This is a genomic window from Pseudomonas sp. CCOS 191, from assembly GCF_001007005.1.
In the GTDB taxonomy this organism is placed as follows: Bacteria; Pseudomonadota; Gammaproteobacteria; order Pseudomonadales; family Pseudomonadaceae; genus Aquipseudomonas; species Aquipseudomonas soli.
The window spans coordinates 2,627,448-2,646,323 of record NZ_LN847264.1; the positions used below are offsets into that span (position 1 = coordinate 2,627,448).

Annotated in this window: 14 protein-coding genes and 1 pseudogene; 10 read left to right on the forward strand and 5 right to left on the reverse strand. The window is 66.3% G+C overall.

Features of this window, described 5'->3' with window-relative positions:
- Nucleotides 1-28: 28 nt before the first annotated feature.
- From CCOS191_RS11935 to CCOS191_RS11955, 5 genes are all read right to left on the reverse strand, one after another.
- Nucleotides 29-1,609 carry an aldehyde dehydrogenase (NADP(+)) gene (locus CCOS191_RS11935; RefSeq protein WP_046855385.1) on the reverse strand — a complete coding sequence of 527 codons (1,581 nt, stop codon included), beginning with the start codon at nt 1,607-1,609 and terminating at the stop codon, nt 29-31.
- Between the two features lie 99 nt (nt 1,610-1,708).
- Nucleotides 1,709-3,262, reverse strand: a complete 1,554-nt coding sequence (garD, locus tag CCOS191_RS11940) for a galactarate dehydratase (RefSeq protein WP_046855386.1) — start codon at nt 3,260-3,262, stop codon at nt 1,709-1,711.
- Between the two features lie 73 nt (nt 3,263-3,335).
- On the reverse strand, nt 3,336-4,685 hold the full coding sequence (locus CCOS191_RS11945; RefSeq protein WP_046855387.1) for an MFS transporter: 1,350 nt from the start codon (nt 4,683-4,685) through the stop codon (nt 3,336-3,338).
- A gap of 102 nt (nt 4,686-4,787) precedes the next feature.
- On the reverse strand, nt 4,788-5,699 hold the full coding sequence (gene kdgD, locus CCOS191_RS11950) for a 5-dehydro-4-deoxyglucarate dehydratase (protein ID WP_046855388.1): 912 nt from the start codon (nt 5,697-5,699) through the stop codon (nt 4,788-4,790).
- A gap of 380 nt (nt 5,700-6,079) precedes the next feature.
- Nucleotides 6,080-6,889 carry a gamma-glutamyl-gamma-aminobutyrate hydrolase family protein gene (locus CCOS191_RS11955; RefSeq protein ID WP_046855389.1) on the reverse strand — a complete coding sequence of 270 codons (810 nt, stop codon included), beginning with the start codon at nt 6,887-6,889 and terminating at the stop codon, nt 6,080-6,082.
- 1,924 nt (nt 6,890-8,813) lie between these two features.
- On the opposite strand from CCOS191_RS11955, the pseudogene CCOS191_RS28725 reads away from it, so the two are divergent.
- From CCOS191_RS28725 to CCOS191_RS12005, 10 genes and pseudogenes are all read left to right on the forward strand, one after another.
- Nucleotides 8,814-8,913: pseudogene (locus CCOS191_RS28725) on the forward strand (transposase); the annotation flags it as partial.
- Nucleotides 8,914-9,193: 280 nt separating this feature from the next.
- Nucleotides 9,194-10,744, forward strand: coding sequence for a ShlB/FhaC/HecB family hemolysin secretion/activation protein (locus tag CCOS191_RS11965; protein WP_046855391.1), 1,551 nt, complete (start codon nt 9,194-9,196; stop codon nt 10,742-10,744).
- Nucleotides 10,745-10,784: 40 nt separating this feature from the next.
- Nucleotides 10,785-12,590, forward strand: a complete 1,806-nt coding sequence (locus CCOS191_RS11970) for a DUF2341 domain-containing protein (RefSeq protein ID WP_046855392.1) — start codon at nt 10,785-10,787, stop codon at nt 12,588-12,590.
- Nucleotides 12,591-12,600: 10 nt separating this feature from the next.
- Nucleotides 12,601-13,026, forward strand: coding sequence for an ExbD/TolR family protein (locus CCOS191_RS11975; RefSeq protein WP_046855393.1), 426 nt, complete (start codon nt 12,601-12,603; stop codon nt 13,024-13,026).
- 8 nt (nt 13,027-13,034) lie between these two features.
- A complete protein-coding gene (locus CCOS191_RS11980; RefSeq protein ID WP_046855394.1) occupies nt 13,035-13,709 on the forward strand; it encodes an energy transducer TonB family protein in 675 nt (224 codons plus the stop codon).
- Between the two features lie 38 nt (nt 13,710-13,747).
- On the forward strand, nt 13,748-15,445 hold the full coding sequence (locus CCOS191_RS11985; protein WP_046855395.1) for a putative porin: 1,698 nt from the start codon (nt 13,748-13,750) through the stop codon (nt 15,443-15,445).
- A gap of 15 nt (nt 15,446-15,460) precedes the next feature.
- Nucleotides 15,461-16,108 (forward strand): hypothetical protein, encoded by a 648-nt coding sequence (locus tag CCOS191_RS11990; protein ID WP_046855396.1) that lies wholly within the window; start codon nt 15,461-15,463, stop codon nt 16,106-16,108.
- A gap of 28 nt (nt 16,109-16,136) precedes the next feature.
- The gene (locus tag CCOS191_RS11995; RefSeq protein WP_038706233.1) at nt 16,137-16,613 is read left to right on the forward strand and encodes a YbjN domain-containing protein; all 477 of its coding nucleotides are present in this window, start codon (nt 16,137-16,139) and stop codon (nt 16,611-16,613) included.
- On the forward strand, nt 16,610-17,566 hold the full coding sequence (locus CCOS191_RS12000) for a peptidylprolyl isomerase (RefSeq protein ID WP_046855397.1): 957 nt from the start codon (nt 16,610-16,612) through the stop codon (nt 17,564-17,566). The genes CCOS191_RS11995 and CCOS191_RS12000 overlap by 4 nt, the downstream gene beginning before the upstream one ends.
- Nucleotides 17,567-17,623: 57 nt before the next feature.
- The gene (locus CCOS191_RS12005) at nt 17,624-18,586 is read left to right on the forward strand and encodes a LysR family transcriptional regulator (RefSeq protein WP_082120405.1); all 963 of its coding nucleotides are present in this window, start codon (nt 17,624-17,626) and stop codon (nt 18,584-18,586) included.
- The last annotated feature ends 290 nt before the right edge of the window (nt 18,587-18,876 follow it).

The following is an 18,876-nucleotide window of genomic DNA, read 5'->3' on the forward strand; positions in this document are numbered from 1 at the left end:
CGAGGTGGTCAAACGCGTTTCCAGGTAGTCAGACTGCCCCTTCGCTCCACTGTCCATTCACCAGCCGCCGCAGCCCCAACGGGTTGCCATCGCGCAACGCTTCCGGCAGCAAAGCCTGCGGGTAGTTCTGGTAGCACACCGGCCGCAGGAAGCGATCGATCGCCAGCGTTCCCACCGAAGTACCACGGGCATCCGAGGTCGCCGGGTAAGGCCCGCCATGGACCATGGCGTCGCACACCTCGACCCCGGTCGGGTAGCCATTGACCAGGATGCGCCCGACCTTTTCTTCGAGCAGCGGCACCAGCCAGGCAAAGGCCTCGAAGTCGTCCGGCTCGCCGATCAGCGTGGCGGTGAGCTGGCCGCGCAGGCCGAGCAGGGCGGCGCGCAACTGCGCCTCGTCGGCGACCTCCACGGCCACCGTGGCCGGGCCGAACACCTCCTCCTGCAGCAACGGGTCGGCCTCTGCCAGCAGGCGGGCATCGGCCTTGAACAGCTGGGCGCGAGCCTGATCGCCTTGCTGCGGCTGCCCCGCCAGATGCTGGATGCCAGCGTGGGCCTGCAGATGTTCCAGGCCGCCGACATAACTGCGCAGGCCACCGGCATTGAGCAACGTCTGCCCGGCCTGCTGATCCAGGTGCTGGCCCAACTCGCCCAGCAGTTGGCTGAAGCCTGGGGACTGCAAGCCGATCACCATACCGGGGTTGGTGCAGAACTGGCCGGCGCCCAGGCACACCGAGCCTGCCAGTTCGCGGGCGATGGCCTCGCCGCGCTTGGCCAGGGCGCCGGGCAGGACGATCACCGGGTTGATGCTGGACATTTCGGCGAACACCGGAATCGGTTGCGGCCGCTCGGCGGCCATGCGACACAGCGCGTCGCCGCCCTTCAGCGAGCCGGTGAAGCCGACGGCCTGGATGGCCGGGTGCTTGACCAGCCATTCGCCGACACCACCGCCGAACACCATGTTGAACACGCCCTTGGGCATGCCGGTGCGGTCGGCGGCGCGCAGGATGGCGCAGGCCACCAGGTCGGCGGTGGCCATATGGCCGCTGTGGGCCTTGAACACCACCGGGCAGCCGGCGGCCAGGGCCGCGGCGGTGTCGCCACCGGCGGTGGAGAAGGCCAGCGGGAAGTTGCTGGCACCGAACACCGCCACCGGGCCGACCCCGATGCGCATCTGGCGGATGTCCACCCGTGGCAGCGGCTGACGCTCGGGCAGCGCCAGGTCGATGCGCGCGCCGAGGTAGTCGCCGCGACGCAGCACCTGGGCGAACAGGCGCATCTGGCCGCTGGTGCGGCCGCGCTCGCCCTGGATGCGCGCGGCGGGCAGGGCGGTTTCACGGCAGACGATGGCGACGAAGTGGTCGTCGAGTTCGTCCAGTTCGGCGGCGATGGCTTCGAGGAACTCGGCGCGGCGGGCCGGGGGCAGTTGGCGGAACGCGCTGAAGGCGTCGGCGGCGGCGCGGGCGGCACGGTCGACTTCGCTCTCGGTGGCCTGGGCGAAGCTGTAGGGCAGGGCTTCGCCGCTGGTGGCGTCGAGGCTGTGCAGGCGTTGCGGGCCAAGGGCGCTGCGCTGGCCGGCGATGAAGTTGTGGCCGAGGATATTGGGCATGGAAACTCCAGGATGAGTGATGAGCCAGTGCGTGGGAGCGGGCTTGTCCCGCGATTGCATCATCGCGGGGCAAGCCCGCTCCCACGCCACCTGTGTCGGTCAGGTGATCGGTGCTGGGTTGAACAGGGTGATGTCGTTGTGCAGCCGGTGCTGTTCGGCCCAGGTCTGCCTGCGGCCGCTGGCCACGTCCAGGTAGTAATGGAACAGCTCCCAGCCCAGCTCCTCGATGCTCGCCCGGCCGCTGGCGATGCGCCCGGCGTCGATGTCGATGAGGTCCGGCCAGCGCTGGGCCAGCTCGCTGCGGGTGCACACCTTGACCACCGGCGCCATGGCCAGGCCATAGGGCGTGCCGCGACCAGTGGTGAACACATGCAGGTTCATCCCGGCCGCCAGCTGCAAGGTGCCGCAGACGAAGTCGCTGGCCGGGGTGGCGCAGAAGATCAGGCCCTTGCGCGTTACCCGCTCGCCGGGCCCGAGCACGCCCTGGATCGCGCCGCTGCCGGACTTGACGATCGAGCCCAGGGCTTTTTCGACGATGTTGGACAAGCCGCCTTTCTTGTTGCCCGGCGTGGTGTTGGCGCTGCGATCAGCGGCGCCCTGCTGCAGGTAGCGGTCGTACCAGTCCATTTCGCGCACCAATGCGTCGGCGACCTCCGGCGTTTCGGCGCGGGAGGTGAGCATGTAGATGGCGTCGCGCACCTCGGTAACTTCCGAGAACAGCACCGTCGCGCCGGCGCGCACCAGCAGGTCGGCGGCATAGCCCAGCGCCGGGTTGGCGGTGATGCCGGAGAAGGCGTCGCTGCCGCCGCACTGCATGCCGAGGATCAGTTCGCTGGCCGGCACGCTCTCGCGGCGGCGCTGGTCGAGCTTTTTCAGGCGGGTCTCGGCCAGGGCCATGATCTGCTCGATCATCTCGCCGAAGCCCAGCGTCGCATCCTGCAGGCGGTACAGCCACGGCTCGCTGAGGTCCACGGATGGATCGCCGTCGTGCATCACCTGGCCGGCCTGGAGCTTTTCGCAGCCCAGGCTGATGACCAGCGCCTCGCCGCCAAGATTGGGGTTGCGCGCCAGGTTGCGCACGGTGCGGATCGGGATGTAGGCATCGCGGGCGTTGATCGCCACGCCGCAGCCGTAGCTGTGGGTGAGGGCGACCACATCGTCGACATTGGGGTAGCGGGGCAGCAGTTCGGCGCGGATACGCTTGACCGCATGGTCGAGCACGCCGGTCACGCACTGCACGGTGGTGGTGATGCCGAGGATGTTGCGGGTGCCGACGCTGCCGTCGGCGTTGCGGTAGCCCTCGAAGGTGAAGCCGTCGAGTGGCGGCAGGGCGGCGGGCACGGCGTCGCAGCGTGGCAGGCTGGCAAGCTCGGGCGCGGCCGGCATCGCCAGTTGATCTTCCTTGACCCAACTGCCCTGGCGCAGGTCTGCCAGGGCATGGCCGATGACCTGGCCATAGCGGCGCACCGCCTCGCCCTTGCGGATGTCCACGGTGGCGACCTTGTGGCTCTGCGGCACGCCCTCGACCAGGGTCAGGCCATCGGCAAAGCGCGCGCCTTCGCCCAGGCCGCCGTCGTTGACCACCACCACGACGTTGTCGTCGGGGTGCAGGCGCACGTAGCGGGGCGACTCGGAATGTTCGATCAACTGCATGGTCAGGCCCTTCTTGTCTTGTCTCTCAGGCGTGGTGCTGTCGCCGGCGCCGTGGGGCGCCGACGTGTCCGGCTTACTGGCGGGCCAGTTCGGCGTCGGGCGCAGGTTCGCGCTTGGGCGGTTCCTTGAGCTCGATGCGCTTGATCGGGCCGACGATCACCAGGTAGCTGAACACCGCCACCAGGGCGTTGGCGCCCACATACACCAGGGCCCATTTGAACGAACCGGTGGCGCTGATGATGTAGCCGATGACGATCGGCGTGGTGATCGAGGCGATGTTGCCGAAGGTGTTGAACAGCCCGCCCGACAGGCCGGCGATCTGCTTGGGCGAGGTGTCGGCGACCACCGCCCAGCCCAGGGCGCCGATGCCCTTGCCGAAGAACGCCAGGGTCATGAAGCCGACCACCATCCACTCGGCCTCGACGTAGTTGCAGAACACCATGGTGGTCGACAGCAGCAGGCCGCAGACGATCGGCAGCTTGCGCGAGAAGGTCAACGAGTTGCCGCGGCGCAGCAGCCAGTCCGACAGCACCCCGCCGAGCACCCCGCCGATGAAACCGCATACCGCCGGCAACGAAGCGATGAAGCCGGCCTTGAGGATGGTCATGCCGCGCTCCTGCACCAGGTACACCGGGAACCAGGTGAGGAAGAAGTAGGTGATGGCGTTGATGCAGTACTGGCCGAGGTAGACGCCCAGCAGCATGCGACTGGTCAGCAGCTGCTTGATGTAGCCCCATTTCGGGCCGTCGCCGCCGCGTTTCTGGTCCATGTCCACCAGGCCGCCGTTCTGTTCGATATGGTCGAGTTCGGCCTGGCCTATGCGTGGGTGCTGGCGCGGGTTGTAGATGGTCTTCATCCACACCGCCGAGAACACGATACCCAGTACGCCCATGACCACGAACACATGTTCCCAGCCGAAGGTGAAGACGATCCAGCCCATGATCGGGGCGAACAGCGCGGTGGCGAAGTACTGCGCCGAGTTGAAGATCGCCGAGGCGGTGCCGCGCTCCTGGGTGGGGAACCAGGCCGCGACGATCCGCGCGTTGCCGGGGAACGACGGCGCTTCGGCGAAGCCCACCAGGAAGCGCAGGGTGAACAGCGTGACCACCGCCCAGGCCACCGGCAGCCCGCCGACGAAGCCCTGCAGCAGGGTGAACAGCGACCAGGTGAAGATGCTGAAGGCGTAGACGTTCTTCGAGCCGAAGCGGTCGAGCAGCCAGCCGCCGGGGATCTGCCCGGCCACGTAGGCCCAGCCAAAGGCGGAGAAGATGTAGCCGAGGGTGACCGCGTCGATGCCCAGGTCTTTCTGCAGGCTGGAGCCGGCGATGGCGATGGTGGCGCGGTCGGCGTAGTTGATGGTGGTCACCAGGAACAGCATCAACAGGATCAGGTAGCGTACATGCGTCTTTTGCGTCGCTTGCATGCTGGTTACTCCCACTCGTTATTTTTATACGGGGATTGTTTGTAGGCCGGAGCGGGGCGTCCCTGCTCCGGCGGCGGCTTTGGCAGGCCGCGGGGTGCTCGCTTATTGCGGCCCCATCTTGTCCATCAGCGCGGCGAGCATCTCGTACTCCTGCGCGGTGAGGTCGGTCAGCGGCGTGCGCACGGGGCCCGCGTCATAACCGGCGAGCTTCGCCCCGGCCTTGACGATGCTCACGGCGTAACCGGCCTTGCGGTTGCGGATGTCCAGGTACGGCAGGAAGAAATCGTCGATCAGCTTGGCCACGGTGGCGTGATCGTCGCGGGCGATGGCGTGGTAGAAGTCCATCGCGGTCTTGGGCACGAAGTTGAACACCGCCGACGAATACACCGGCACTCCGAGCGCCTTGTACGCCGCAGCATACACCTCGGCGGTGGGCAGGCCACCCAGGTAGCTGAAACGATCACCCAGGCGGCGACGAATCGACACCATCAGCTCGATGTCGCCCAGGCCGTCCTTGTAGCCGATCAGGTTCGGGCAGCGCTCGGCCAGGCGTTCCAGCAGGTCGGCGTTCAGCCGGCAGACGTTGCGGTTGTAGACCACCACGCCGATGTTCACCGCCTTGCACACCGCCTCGACATGGGCGGCAACGCCGTCCTGGCTGGCTTCGGTGAGGTAGTGGGGCAGCAGCAGCAGGCCCTTGGCACCCAGGCGTTCAGCCTCTTTGGCATATTCGATGGCCTGGCGGGTCGAGCCGCCGACGCCGGCGAGGATCGGTACCGAGGTGGCGCAGGTGTCGACGGCGGTCTTGATCACCTGGCTGTACTCGCTGGCGGCCAGGGAGAAGAACTCGCCAGTGCCACCGGCGGCGAACAGCGCGCTGGCGCCATACGGGGCGAGCCATTCCAGGCGTTTGACATAGCCTGCGGGGTTGAAGTCGCCGGCCGCGTCGAAGTCGGTGACGGGGAACGACAGCAGGCCGTGGGAGAGGATGGATTGCAGTTCTTGTGGATTCATTGTTGTAGGCATCCTGTGGCGCTTGGAAGGAGGAGGTACCAAGGTGAGAGGTAAGTTATCGTACAACTATTGAGATGACTAGACCCTGGACACGGAATTTTTTGGACGCACGGGACGGGTGGCCTCATCGCGGATGAATCCGCTCCTACAGGATCGCGCGAATCTGTAGGAGCGGATTCATCCGCGATGAGGCCAATGCAGGCGAGACGACTTTTTCAAGTCATCGTATCTCTTGAGGGAAGGAAAAAAGATCGCGGAGACAGGCACAAGCCCGCCGCCCGCTTCCACGGGAGGTGTTCTGGGACCAGCAGAGGGTGACCGTGGGAAACGGGGGCGACCTTGCGCCGCCCCGCGATCAAAGCTAACGAAGCTTCAGAGGGTCAGGCGGCCTGGTTGCGCTTGACCTGGGACTTGCGGACCTGGGCGCGGCAGGCGTCGCCGAAGGCCTGGAACATCTTGATCGAGTCGGGGTTCTTCGCCGCCTGCCACTCCGGGTGCCACTGCACCGCGAACAGGAAGGGCGAGATGCTCGGGGCGTGGATCGCCTCGACCAGGCCATCCTCGGCATGGGCGATTGGCTCGATGCCGGCGCCCAGGTTGCGCAGGCCCTGGCCGTGCAGCGAGTTGACGCGAATTTCGTCGCTGCCCAGGGTGTCGCGCAGCCAGCTGCCCGGCTTGATCTTCACGCCGTGCACCTGGGCGTACTGGACCTCGACCGGATCTTCGGGGTTTTCCCGGTGGTCGTTGAAGCCTGGCTCGGCGTAGACCTTCTGGTAGATGTCGCCACCGAGGGCCACGTTGATTTCCTGCATGCCGCGGCAGATGCCGAAGATCGGCAGGCCACGCTTGATCGCCGCCTTGACCAGCGGGATGTCGAACAGGTCGCGGTCCTTGTCCTGGCCCTTGCCGGGCGTCTGGTTGTCCTGGCCGTAGAGGGCCGGGTCGATGTTGCTGCCGGCACCGGTCAGGTACACGCCGTCGGCCATGTCCAGGTAGGTCTCGAGGTCTTCGACGCCGCAGCAGGTGGGCACCAGGACCGGGACACAACCGGAGAACTCGACCAGCGGGGAGATGTATTTGTGGGTCATGACCTGATAGTCATGGCCTTTGCGCTCTTGGCTGCCCATGGTCATCAGGACGACGGGTTTGCGCAGGGAAGGTTGCTTGTTGCCAATGTTGCTGTTGGACATATGTCACCTTGAGACAGGTCATGCCTGTCGTTGTTGTGCAGGCGCACGGCCGGGGCCTTGAGTGCTGCCTGAAGCCCCGAGCACTGCCGGCTCGCCCTGCAGGCGATGTCGGTCGGGGCCTGACTCATAGCTTGCCAGAGCCGTTCGATATGTCAAACGAGTGACGAAGCCTCAAGCCGCCATTTTACGGGGGCTGTAGGCCGTCGGAGCCTTGAGCGACAAGGGTTTGGCGCAAGCAAGGTCAATAATATTTAACGACGCAGTCGGCTCTTTGCACCAATGCAATGTCATGCAGGCATGACCTCGGAAGTTCATCATGTCCATGATGACGGTCTCCGAAGAAAAAACACCCTGCGAAAGCGTACGCCTCGCGGGGTGCAGGGGTGACCATCTCGTTAAGGAGGTCGCCGTAAAGGCGAAAAGGTGAGTATGCGTCGACATGGCGAATGAATGCGCATATAACTTTTAAAACACACGCTGTGAAAGTGAAAGTGAAAGTGAAAGTGAAAGTGAAAGTGAAAGTGAAAGTGAAAGTGAAAGTGAAAGTGAAAGTGAAAGTGAAAGTCAAAGTCAATCGGCATCGGTTTTTATAGTTTTAAGCGCATTCATTTGCGATGTCGACGCACAGTCACCTTTCCGCCCTTACGGCGGCTTACTTTGGTCGTGGCCAAAGTAAGCAAAGCCGTGGCGCTCCATTCATCCGGCCCTCCGCTTCGCTCCGGGTTCCCTCACTCCGGCCTTGCTCCCGGGAGGACCGCGCTGAACGCCCCATCCTGGGGCGCAGCGCTTGACGGGCATCCATGCCCGTCACCTCCCTCCGCAAGTCCTGCGTTCGGCCTCCTGAAGTCGCGAAGTTACGGGCGGCGCCTGCACTAACGCAGCTAGTCGCTAGTTGCCATCGTGGGAACTCTAGATAAACACCGCGGGGCAAACCCGCTCCCACGATAGTTTGACTACGTTATTCAACGTGGGAGCGGGATTGCCCCGCGATGGCGTAATGAAAAACAACATAACATCCACTGAAAACCAAAAGTCCTGCTCTTGATCTGCTCTTGATCTGCTCTTGATCTGCTCTTGATCTTGCTTCTAAGTGCGCGATAGTTCAGGCGCCACCAATTGCGACTTCAGGAGGCCGAGTGGAGTTCTTGCGTAGTGGGGCGACGGCCATGGATGGCCGTCGAGCGCTGCGCCCCAGGATGGGGCGTACAGCGCGGTACCCACGGGAGCAAGAACGGAGCGAGGGAACCCCGGAGCGAAGCGTAGGGGCCGTATGAACGGAGCCGAACGGTTTTGCCTACTTTTGTCAAGACAAAAGTAGGTCGCCGTAAGGGCGAAAAGGTGACTAAATGTCGACATCTTCTACGAATACGCAAACAAAAATCAAAACAATCACTTCCGACCCCGACCCCGACCCCGACCCCGACCCCGACCCCGACCCCGACCCCGACCCCGACCCCGACCCCGACCCCGCCCCCGCCCCCCTCGAAACCACCCCCTCTGATGAACCTTTCATGACAAAACTTCGGTAGCAATCCGCCACCCCCGTCAAAGCCAAGGACACCAACAAGGCACCTGGCCACCAGGCCAATCAAGCCTTGAGAACCGGCCTGGGAGCGGGGCAATGGGCACTATGGAACGCTACACGAAAGTGGGAATGCAGGAGCTCGACCAGCGTCTGGCCAAGATCGTCGAGGCCGCCCGCAAGCAGCCCGTCTCGGTCTACCGCTACGGCGCCCCCTGGGTATGGATCGTCTCCCAGGACGACTGGCAGGGCGCCCTGCGCGAGGTGGCCAGCTGCGTGCCGCCCGGCCATTCGCTGGCGCTGCTCAAGCCGCGCATAGAGGCATTGCTGGACGCGCACCAGCCCGCGCTGGCGCTGCTGGCCGAGCAGCAGGGCATGATCATCACCCCGCGCACGCTGATGCATGTACTGCTCCTGCAGCTGCTGTATTCGGTGCCCAGCGAGAAGCAGCTCTACGAACAGCTCAACTACAACCTGCTGTTCCGCTGGTTCACCGGCCTGGAGCTGAAATCACGGGTGTGGAACTTCAGCCTGTTCAGCCATGACCTCGGCGTGCTGCTGGGCAGTGCCATGGCCGTTTCCCTGCTGCAGCGCATGGTCGACGAAGTGCTCGGCGCGAGCCTGCAGGCCATGCCCGAGTTCAGCCTCAACCTGGCCCTGTTGCACAGCTGGCTGGCCCGCCACCAAGGCCAGCCCGCACCCAGCGACAACCACTAGCAAACCAACGAATTCCTGGCGCTCAAGGGGGCGGTGTGGAGCATTTTTTCTTCAAACGATGCGGCATGGGCGCAGGGGCGCTGCTGTGCCTGCTGGCGGTCGACGTGGCCGCGGACGAGGCGCAGCGCCGGGTCGAGATCAACGAATACGTGGTGCGCGGCAACACCGTGCTCGACGCCCAGGCCATCGAAGAGGCGGTCTATCCCTACCTGGGGCCGGACAAGACCCTGGCTGACCTCGAAGGCGCCCGCGAGGCGTTGCAGAAAAGCTATCAGGCCCGGGGCTACCAGTCGGTGTTCGTCGAGCTGCCCGAACAGAAGGTCGAAGGCGGCGTGGTCTACCTGCAGGTGAGCGAAACCAAGGTCGGCCGCGTGCGGGTGGTGGGCGCCAAGCATTACTCGCCGCTGGAGATCCGTGAACAGGTGCCGGCGTTGGAGGAGGGCAAGGTCCCCGATTTCGCCCAGGTACAGAACGAACTGGCCACGCTCAACCGTGCCCCGGGGCGGCAGGTCATGCCGCTGGTGCGCGAAGGCCAGCGCCCGGGCACCATGGACGTCGACCTGCAGGTCGAGGACAAGCAGCCCTGGAACCTGAGCCTGGGCCTGAACAACGACCACAGCGCCGACACCGAGAAGCTGCGCAGTGTCGTCAGCCTGGGCTACAACAACCTCTGGCAGGCCGGCCACAGCGTCTCGCTGACCTGGTTCACCGCGCCCCAGGACCGTGACAACGCCGAAGTCTGGTCCGGGTCCTACGCCGCGCCGCTGAGCGAGCGCTGGACCGTGCAGTTCTCCGGCTACCACTCCGACAGCAATGTCGCCACGGTGGGCGGCACCAATGTGCTGGGCAAGGGCCATTCCTACGGCGTTTCGGCGATCTATAACCTGCCGGGCGTCGGCGCCTGGGCCAACGCCCTGTCGATCGGCGTGGACTTCAAGGACTTCGACGAACAGGTCGGCCTGGGTGGCAGCAGCGACAAGGTCCCGCTCAAGTACGCCCCGATCACCCTGGGCTATACCGGCTACCGCTTCACCGAACAGGACCAGCTGAGCCTCGGCCTGAGCCTGGTGGCCGGGACGCGCAGCCTGCTGGGCTATGGCAGCGACGATACCGAGTTCGATTACAAGCGCTACCGCGCCGACTCCAGCTTCGCCGCGCTCAAGGGCGACGGCAGCTACACCTTCGACTTCGCCGGTTCCTGGCAGAGCGCTTCCAAGCTGGCGTTCCAGCTGGCCTCGGGGCCACTGGTGTCGAACGAGCAGTTCGCCGCCGGTGGCGCCACCTCGGTGCGTGGCTATCTCGCCGCCGAACGCACCGGGGACGACGGCCTGCTGTTCTCCCAGGAACTGCGCACCCCATCCATTGGCCGCTACGTTGGCAGCTACATCAGCGACTGGCGCTTCTACCTGTTCGCCGAGGGCGCCCAGTTGCGCCTGCAGGACGCACTGCCCGAACAGGACGACAGCTACAGCCTGGCCAGCGTCGGCGTCGGCACCCGCGCCACGCTCAACGACTGGTTGTCCGGCAGCCTCGACTGGGCCGTGCCGCTCAAGGACGGCCCCAACACCGACAAGAACGCTTCCCGCGTGCACTTCAGCGTGCAGGCGACTTTCTGAACGATTGACCTACTGACCGGCATCGGCCTGGAGACCTCTCATGCAACGCCTGATATTGACCTTGCTGCTGTGCCTGGGCTTCGCCCTGTCGGGCAGCGCCAGCGCCTGGTGGCAAGACGACTGGATGTACCGCAAGCAGATCGCCGTGGACACCACGCCCCAGGGCGCCGGCCTGACCCAGGCGCTGGGCCGCACCGCACTGCTGGTGCGTCTGCACACCGGCAACTTCAGCTTCGACGGCGTCAGCGAAACCGGCGCGGACATCCGCTTCGTCGCTGCCGACGACAAGACCGTGCTCAACCACCATGTCGAGCAGTTCGATCCGCTGATGGGCATGGCGCTGATCTGGGTCGACGTACCCCGTATAGAAGCCGGCCAGCGCCAGGACCTGTGGATGTACTACGGCAACCCCAAGGCCCAGGCACCCACCAGCCAGCCGAGCTTCGACGCCGACTACACCGCGCTCTACCACTTCGACGGTGCCATCGCCCGTGACGCCAGCCCTTATGGCAACCAGCTGCAAGGGCCGACGGTCAGCGTCGATGGTGTGATCGGCCGGGCCATCCAGCTCGGTGGCCAAGCCTTGCAACTGCCCGCCAGCGCCTCGCTGCAACTGCCGGCGGGCGCGGCGTTCAGCTTCAGCACCTGGCTGCGCCAGGATCAGGCGGTGGGTGAGCAACTGCTGCTGGCGCGCCGCGAGGCCGGCCACAGCCTGCTGCTCGGCCTGGCCGAAGGCGTGCCCTTCATCGAGGTGGACGGCCAGCGCGCCGCCGCCAATCAGGCGCTCGGCGCCGGCCAATGGCAGCACCTGGCGCTGGTGGGCGAGGGCGGCAACCTCACGCTGCTGGTCGAAGGCCAGCCGGTCGCGCGACTGGCCGCGAGCCTGGCGGCCTTCAGCGGCGCCATCGGCATCGGTGGCGACCTGCCAGCGGGCGAGGGCGAGGCTGCCGGCCACTACGCGACCTTTGTCGGCGCCCTGGACGAGCTGCGTGTTTCCCGCGTCGCCCGCAGCCAGGCCAGCCTGCAGGCCGACGTGCTGGCCCAGGGTGCCGAGTCGCGCCTGGTGGTCTATGGCGTCGACGAGGAACAATCCGGCTTCGGCTTCGGTGGCCTGGGCTTCCTGCTCAAGGCGGTGCCGGTGGACGCCTGGGTAATCATCGCTGTCCTGGTGCTGATGATGGTGCAGTCGTGGGTGATCATGCTGCGCAAGCAGCGCACGCTCAATCGCGTCACCGCCGCCAATACGCGCTTTCGCGAGCGTTTCGCCACGGTCGGCACGCGCCTCGAGCAGTTCGCCGACGATCGCGAACTGCATGACCGACTCACCGACTCCTCGCTGTGGCGCCTGTATCTGGTGGCGGTGCAGGAAATCCGCACCCGCCGCGCCCAGGGCGCCGACACCAGTGAAGTGTCCGCGGCCACCATCGAAGCCATCCGCTGCTCCATGGACGGCGTGCGCACCCGCGAGAACCAGGCGCTGTCGTCGAAACTGTCGACCCTGTCCAACGCCATCGCCGGCGGCCCCTACATCGGCCTGCTGGGCACGGTGCTGGGGATCATGGTGGTGTTCCTCGGCACCGCCATGGCTGGCGACGTCAACATCAACGCCATCGCCCCGGGCATGGCCGCGGCGCTGCTGGCCACCGCCATGGGTCTCTTCGTCGCCATCCCCGCGCTGTTCGGCTACAACCGCCTGACCACGCGCAACCGCGAAGTCAGTGCTGACATGCGGGTGTTCGTCGACGAGTTCATCACCCGCCTGGCCGAGCTGCACGGCGAGGGCCAGGCCGGTGAAGCGGCGCTGCGTCCGGCCGGGCGCAGCGTCAACCCGTCGATCCCGGCGTGAGGAGGCAGCCATGGCATCCGTGAACAACGCCCAAGACGACGACGCCGACGCCGCGGTCGACAGTATCAACATCACCCCGCTGGTGGATGTGCTGATGGTGGTGCTGGTGATGTTCATCCTCACCGCCACCGCGCAGGTTTCCGGGATCCAGGTGCAACTGCCCAAGGCCAGCGCCACGGTGTCGCTGGCCCAGCCCAAGACCAAGGCGATCTCGATCAACGATGCCGGCCAGGTGTTCCTCGACGCCTACCCGGTGACGCTGCAGGAGCTGGAGGACCGCCTGCGCAGCGAAAAGGCGCGCAGCCCGGATTTCCCGTTGATCGTGCGCGGTGACGCGGGGGTGCAGTACCAGAAAGTGGTCGAGGTGCTCGACCTGCTGCGCCGTCTCGAACTGGCCCAGGTCGGGCTGGTCACCGGCAAGCCGAACCAGGGGTGAGGGCAGGCATGGAACCTAAAGCCAACTTCCGCCGCCTGCTGACCTGGGCCGTGCTCGCCGTCGCTGGCGCGGGCCTGGCCTGGCTGCTGTGGCAGTGGGCCAACGACATGGCCGGGGTGCGCCGCGAGGCGCCCAAGGTGCCGGCGATCATCCCGCTGCCGCCACCTCCACCGCCGCCTCCGCCCGAGCCGCCCAAGGAGCCTGAACCGCCGGTCGAGGAAAAGATCGTCGAGCCGCAGCCGGTGCCCGAGGCCGAGGAGGTCAAGCCCGCCGAGGACGCGCCGGACCCAGCCCAGGACCTGGCCGACCCCATGCAGATGGATGGCGACGCCCAAGCGGGCGGCGACAGCTTCAACGTCGGGGCCGGCAAGGGCGGCGGCATGGCCGGTGGCGGCGGTGGCGGCCTGGGCAGCGGCACCTACAGCCAGTACCTGGCCTATGCCTTCCAGCGCCTGCTGCGCGACAACCCCGAGCTGCGCAACCTGGTGTTCAACCTGCAGGCCGAGATCTGGCTCAGCGCCGCCGGCGAGATCACCCGGGTCGAGCTGCTGCGCGGCAGCGGCGAGCCGGAGGTGGACGCCCAGGTGCTCGCCGCCCTGCGTGGCGCCCGCGCCCTCGACCAGCGCCCGCCGGCCAACCTGACCTTGCCGGTGAAGATAGCCCTGCAGGGGCGCCGGCCATGAACAACGAAGCACGACTGACCCACAGGAGCTGCAAACCCATGAAGTGCCCAGTCAACCGATTGACCCTGGCGCTCGGCCTGCTGGCCGCCGCCACCGCGGTCGGTCCGGCCGTCGCCCACGCCGCGCCGTCGGAGAACGCGACCGTCAACCTGATCCGCCTGCTGGTGGAACAGGGCGTGCTCAAGCAGGACAAGGCCGACGCGCTGATCGCCCAGGCCGAGCGCGAGGCCCAGCAGGCGCGGGCTGTCAGCGCCGCGCCGATCGTCGCCCAGGCCCCCGCGGCCAACGGCGAGGTGCGCGTGCAGTATGTGCCGGCCATCGTCCGCCAGCAGATCCGCGACGAGATCAAGGCCGAGGTGATGAACACCGCCAAGCAGGAAAACTGGGCAGCGCCCAACACCTTCCCCGACTGGGCCTCGCGCATCAGCTTCGACGGCGACCTGCGCCTGCGCTACGAGTCGCGCGGCTACGCCGACGGCAACAGCAACGAGATCGTCGACTTCGCCAAGCTCAACGACAAGGGCCCGTACGACGTCAACGCCAACAGTGGCTCGAACCTGCCGCCGCTGCTCAACACCCGCGAGGACCGCGACAGCCTCCTGCGCCTGCGTGCACGCTTCGGCCTCAAGGCCCAGCTGGCGGACAACTGGGTGGCCGGCATTCGCGTCGCCACCGGCTCCAACAACAACCCGGTGTCGACCACCCAGAACCTCGGAGGCGGCTTCGGCAAGAAGGACATCTGGCTCGACCAGGGCTATGTCACCTGGACGCCCAGCGAGCGACTGACGTTGACCGGCGGGCGCATCGCCAATCCGTTCATGTCCACCGATATCCTCTATTCCCACGACCTCAACTTCGATGGCGTGGCGGCGATCTTCGACCAGCCGCTGAACCGCGACCTCAGCCTGTTCGGCACCGTCGGCGCGTTCCCTGTGCAGTACAGCGACGACAGCGCCAGCAGCAACGGCCTGGACAAGGAGGACAGCGACAACAAGTGGCTGTACGGCGCGCAGCTGGGCGCGAAATGGGCGCTCAACGACCATCACCGCCTCAAGGGCGCGATGGCCTACTACCGCTTCGACGACATCGCCGGCGAGCGCTCCAGCCCCTGCGCGCCCTGGGATGGCCAGCCGGCCTGTGACAGCGACGAAACCCGGCCGACCTTCATGCAGAAGGGCAACACGGTGTTCCTGCTGCGCGATATCACGCCCAATCCGGCCAACCCGGCGGCCACGCCGCAGCCGCAGTTCGTCGGCATCGCCTCGGAGTTCGAACTGCTCGACCTGAACCTGGTGTGGGACGCCGACTTGCCCCATGACTTCAAGCTGCGCAGCCAGGCCAACTACATCCACAACCTGGCCTACGACGAGGGCGACATGCGCAAGCGTTCGGCCGGCCAGCTGGCCAACAACATCGACGAGAACGGCAACATCAAGAGCGGCGGCGACGCCTGGATGTTGCAGTTCACCCTGGGCAACGCCCTGGACATGCGCAAGGCCGGCGACTGGAACCTGTTCGCCGGCTACAAGCGCATCGAGCCTGACGCGCTGCCGGACGGGTTCAACGACTCGAGCTTCCACCTCGGCGGCACCAACGCCAAGGGCTATTTCCTCGGTGGCAACTACGGCCTGGCCGACAACGTCTACGCTACAGCCCGTTGGTTGAGCAGCGAGGCAGTCTACGGCGCGCCGTTTGACATCGATGTGCTACAACTTGAAGTCAACACGCGGTTCTAGGGAAGGAGCACGGGCATGAACAAGGGAGTCTATCGCCATCGTTGCGCCTGGTTGATGCTGGCGCTGGGCGCAAGCCTGGCCGCCTCGGCGTCGGCCGAAACCCTCGAAGAGCGCCTGCGCACCCAGCTGCGCAGCACCACGCAACAGCTGCAGACCCTGCAGAGCGAGCAGGCGCAGGCCAGCGCCGCCCGTCAGACGGCGGAACAGCAACGCGACGCGGCCCTGGGCCAGGTGCGCGAGCTGACCGCGCAACTGGCCAAGGCGCGCGGCCAGAGCGAACAGCTCGCCGGCCAGCAGCAGGCCGTGCACAGCCAGGCCCAGGCGCTGGTGGCCAGCAGCAACGAACAACTGCACAAGTACAAGCAGGCCTATGACGAACTGCTGGGCATGGCGCGCGCCAAGGAAAGCGAGCGTGCCGGCCTGCAGGCACAACTGGCCGAGCGCGATGGCCAGGTGCAGCAGTGCCAGGCGCGCAACCAGCAGATGTACGGGGTGGCCAAGGAGATGCTGGCCGCCTATGAAAAGGTCGATATCGCCGATGTGATGAAGATGCGCCAGCCCTTTGCCGGCTCGGCTCGGGTCCGCTTCGAGGAGCTGGCCCAGGCCTATGGCGACAGACTCTACGAAAGCCAGTTCGACGCCCCCACGGGCGTGACCCAGTGACGTTTTCTCAACGCAAGGAAGTAAGCACATGACCGAAGTCACCCTGATCGAAACCGTTAGCGCCGACTCCCTGACCAAGCTGCTGCAGGATGCCGGCTGCCGGGTCAATCGCACCGAGCAGAATGCCGTGGTGCAGTTGCTCAGCGCCAGCCAGGGCGTGGGTTACGCCGTACGTTTCGGCAACCGGGCGCTGAACCAGGAAGGCGAGTTCCTCGATTTCACCTTCAGTTGCGCGCTGCGTATCCAGGGCGAGCTGCCAGCGGGCCTGGCCGAGCGCTGGAACGCCACGCGGCGTTTCGCCCGCCTGTCGGTGCAGGGCGAGTTCCTGGTGATGGAGAAGGACGTGGTGGTTGCTGACGGCGTCAGCGAGAAACACCTGCTTGGCAGCCTGTTGCTGTGGGATCGCCTGCTGCAGGAGTTCATCGTCTACCTGCGCGACTACAGCCGCAATGTCGCCGAAACGGCGCCCGAGCAGGTGGCCAGCGATGCGGTGAGCGCTTCGTGACGGCGCGAACCCTGTGGGCCGGCGCTGGCGCGCTGGCCGTTGTCGCAGTGGCGGTCGCCCTGGCCTTGCGCCCGGGCGACCAGCCGGTGGCGGCGGCGCGCCCGGCTTCGCCCGCCACCCTGGTGGCCACCGACAACGGCCCGGTGCTGGCGCGCCTGGGCGAGCAACAGGTGGGCAGCGGCGAGCTCAAGGCGCTGTTCGCCCAGTTGCCCGAAGAGTCCCGTGCCAGCCTGCGCGGTGACCGGCCAGCACTGGAGGCCTGGATCCGCGCCCGCTTGGCGGAAAAGGCCCTGTACCAGCAGGCCGAGGCCCAAGGCTGGCTGCAGCGTCCGGAGATCCAGGTGCAGACCCGTGCGGCCACCGAGCAGATCGTCTTGCGCGACTACCTCGACTCGGTGAGCAAGGTACCCGACGACTACCCCACTGAAGCCGAGCTCAAGCAGGCCTACGAGGCAGGCAAGGCTGGTTTGCAACTGCCGGCACGCTATCGCCTGAGCCAGATCTTCCTGCGGGTGGAGAACCCCAAGGATGACGAGGCCGTGCGCAAGCAGGCCGCGGCCCTGGCCAAGCAGGCCCAGGCCGCGGATGCGGACTTTGGCGCATTGGCCCGCGAGCATTCGCAGGATGCCGGCACCGCCGCCAACGGCGGGGATACCGGCCTGCAGGCCTTGGCGCAACTGTTGCCGGAGGTGCGCGGGGTGGTGCCGAAACTCAAGGTGGGCAGCGTCAGCGAACCGGTGCAGAGCGCGGCGGGCTATCACATCATCAAGCTGGTGGAACAACAGCCGGCCCGGGCGGCGACCTTCGACGAGGTGGCCCCGCGCCTGCGCCAGGTGCTGCGTGCCCAGCGCCAGGAGCAGGTGGCCAAGGCCTATGTCGAGGGCATGTTCGACACTGCCACCCTCAGCATCGACGGCGCGGCGCTCAACCAGGTGCTGGAAAGCAGCCGCTAGTCGCCTACAACCATGGAAGAAGCGGGCCTGCCTAGTCAGGCCCGCGGGAGGCGAGGGATGCCTATCGATCTGTCCCGGGGGCGAGCCCCGGATACCAGCGTGCCCGTCGTTCGTCCCCAGGTGCCGCTGGCCCTGGACGAACAGACCCTGAACTGTTTTCTGGTCACCGCGCGCTGCGGTTGTTTCATGCAGGCGGCGCGGCGGCTAAACCTCAAGCCGGTGGCCTTGCGAAAACGCCTGGCGGCCCTGGAGGCACGCCTGGGCTACAGCCTGTTCGTCAACCGCAACAACAACCCGGTGCTCAGCCAGCAGGGCGAGCGCCTGCAGCAGGTGCTCCAGGCCCGCGAACCGGTGGTGCCACCGCTGCGGGAAGCCAGCGCCAGTGTGCGCCTGGCCGTGGCCGAACCACTGCTGCAGGACCTGCTGGGCCGCAACCTGATCAACTTCGTGCGCCAGCATGCCGGCATGCGCCTGGAGGTGGCCACGCTCGATGGTCGTCAGGTACCCGAGCAGGCCGTGGATGTGGCGCTATGGCTGGGCGACCTTGACCAGGGCGCCCGCAGCGGCTGTTTTGCCGACAGCACCGCCGAAGCCCTGGCCACCCTCGAGTACCTGCCGCATATCGCCAAGCGTTATGCCCGCGAGGCCAACCGCCCGACCAGCCTGGCGCACCTGCAGGACTACATGCTGGTGCAATGGCAAGGCGAGGTCGGCGTGCAGGCGTTGACGCCCTGGCAGGCGCTGTTGAGCACCCGCTCGGCCGGCGTGACGCAGATCCAGGACTACGAGATGTACTGCCAACTGATCAAGTGCAGCGCCAGTGTCGGTTTGCTGCCGCACTACGCGGCGCATCTGGATCGTGGCCTGCTGGCCTTGCCGGGGTTGTTCCGCGAGCCGATGCGCCGGCGCGTGTGGCTGGCGGTCGATGGGCGTACCGAAGCCGACCCGTTGGTGCAGGTGATGGTCGGGGCGATCCGGGCCGCGTTCGAGGAACGCCGGGAATGGTTTGCCGGCCGTTAGGGTCATCCCTTTCAAGGTCTTTTGGCGCGGTGGGGTATTGACCGCATCAGGGCTACCAGGTGTTCGCCTTAACCCTTGCAGGGCCTATCAGATCGAGCGCCGCCCGCGCGGCGCATCGCGGATGAATCCGCTCCTACATTTGTTGCAACGTGGCCATGCCTGATAGGCCATGGTTGTTAGCCTTGTGCGCTCGACGCGATTTATCGGTGGGCATTGCCGGCGCCCCACCTGTCTTGAGCCCTGCGCCAAGGCTGGCAACCATGGCCTGACAGGTTCGGTACGTTGCAACG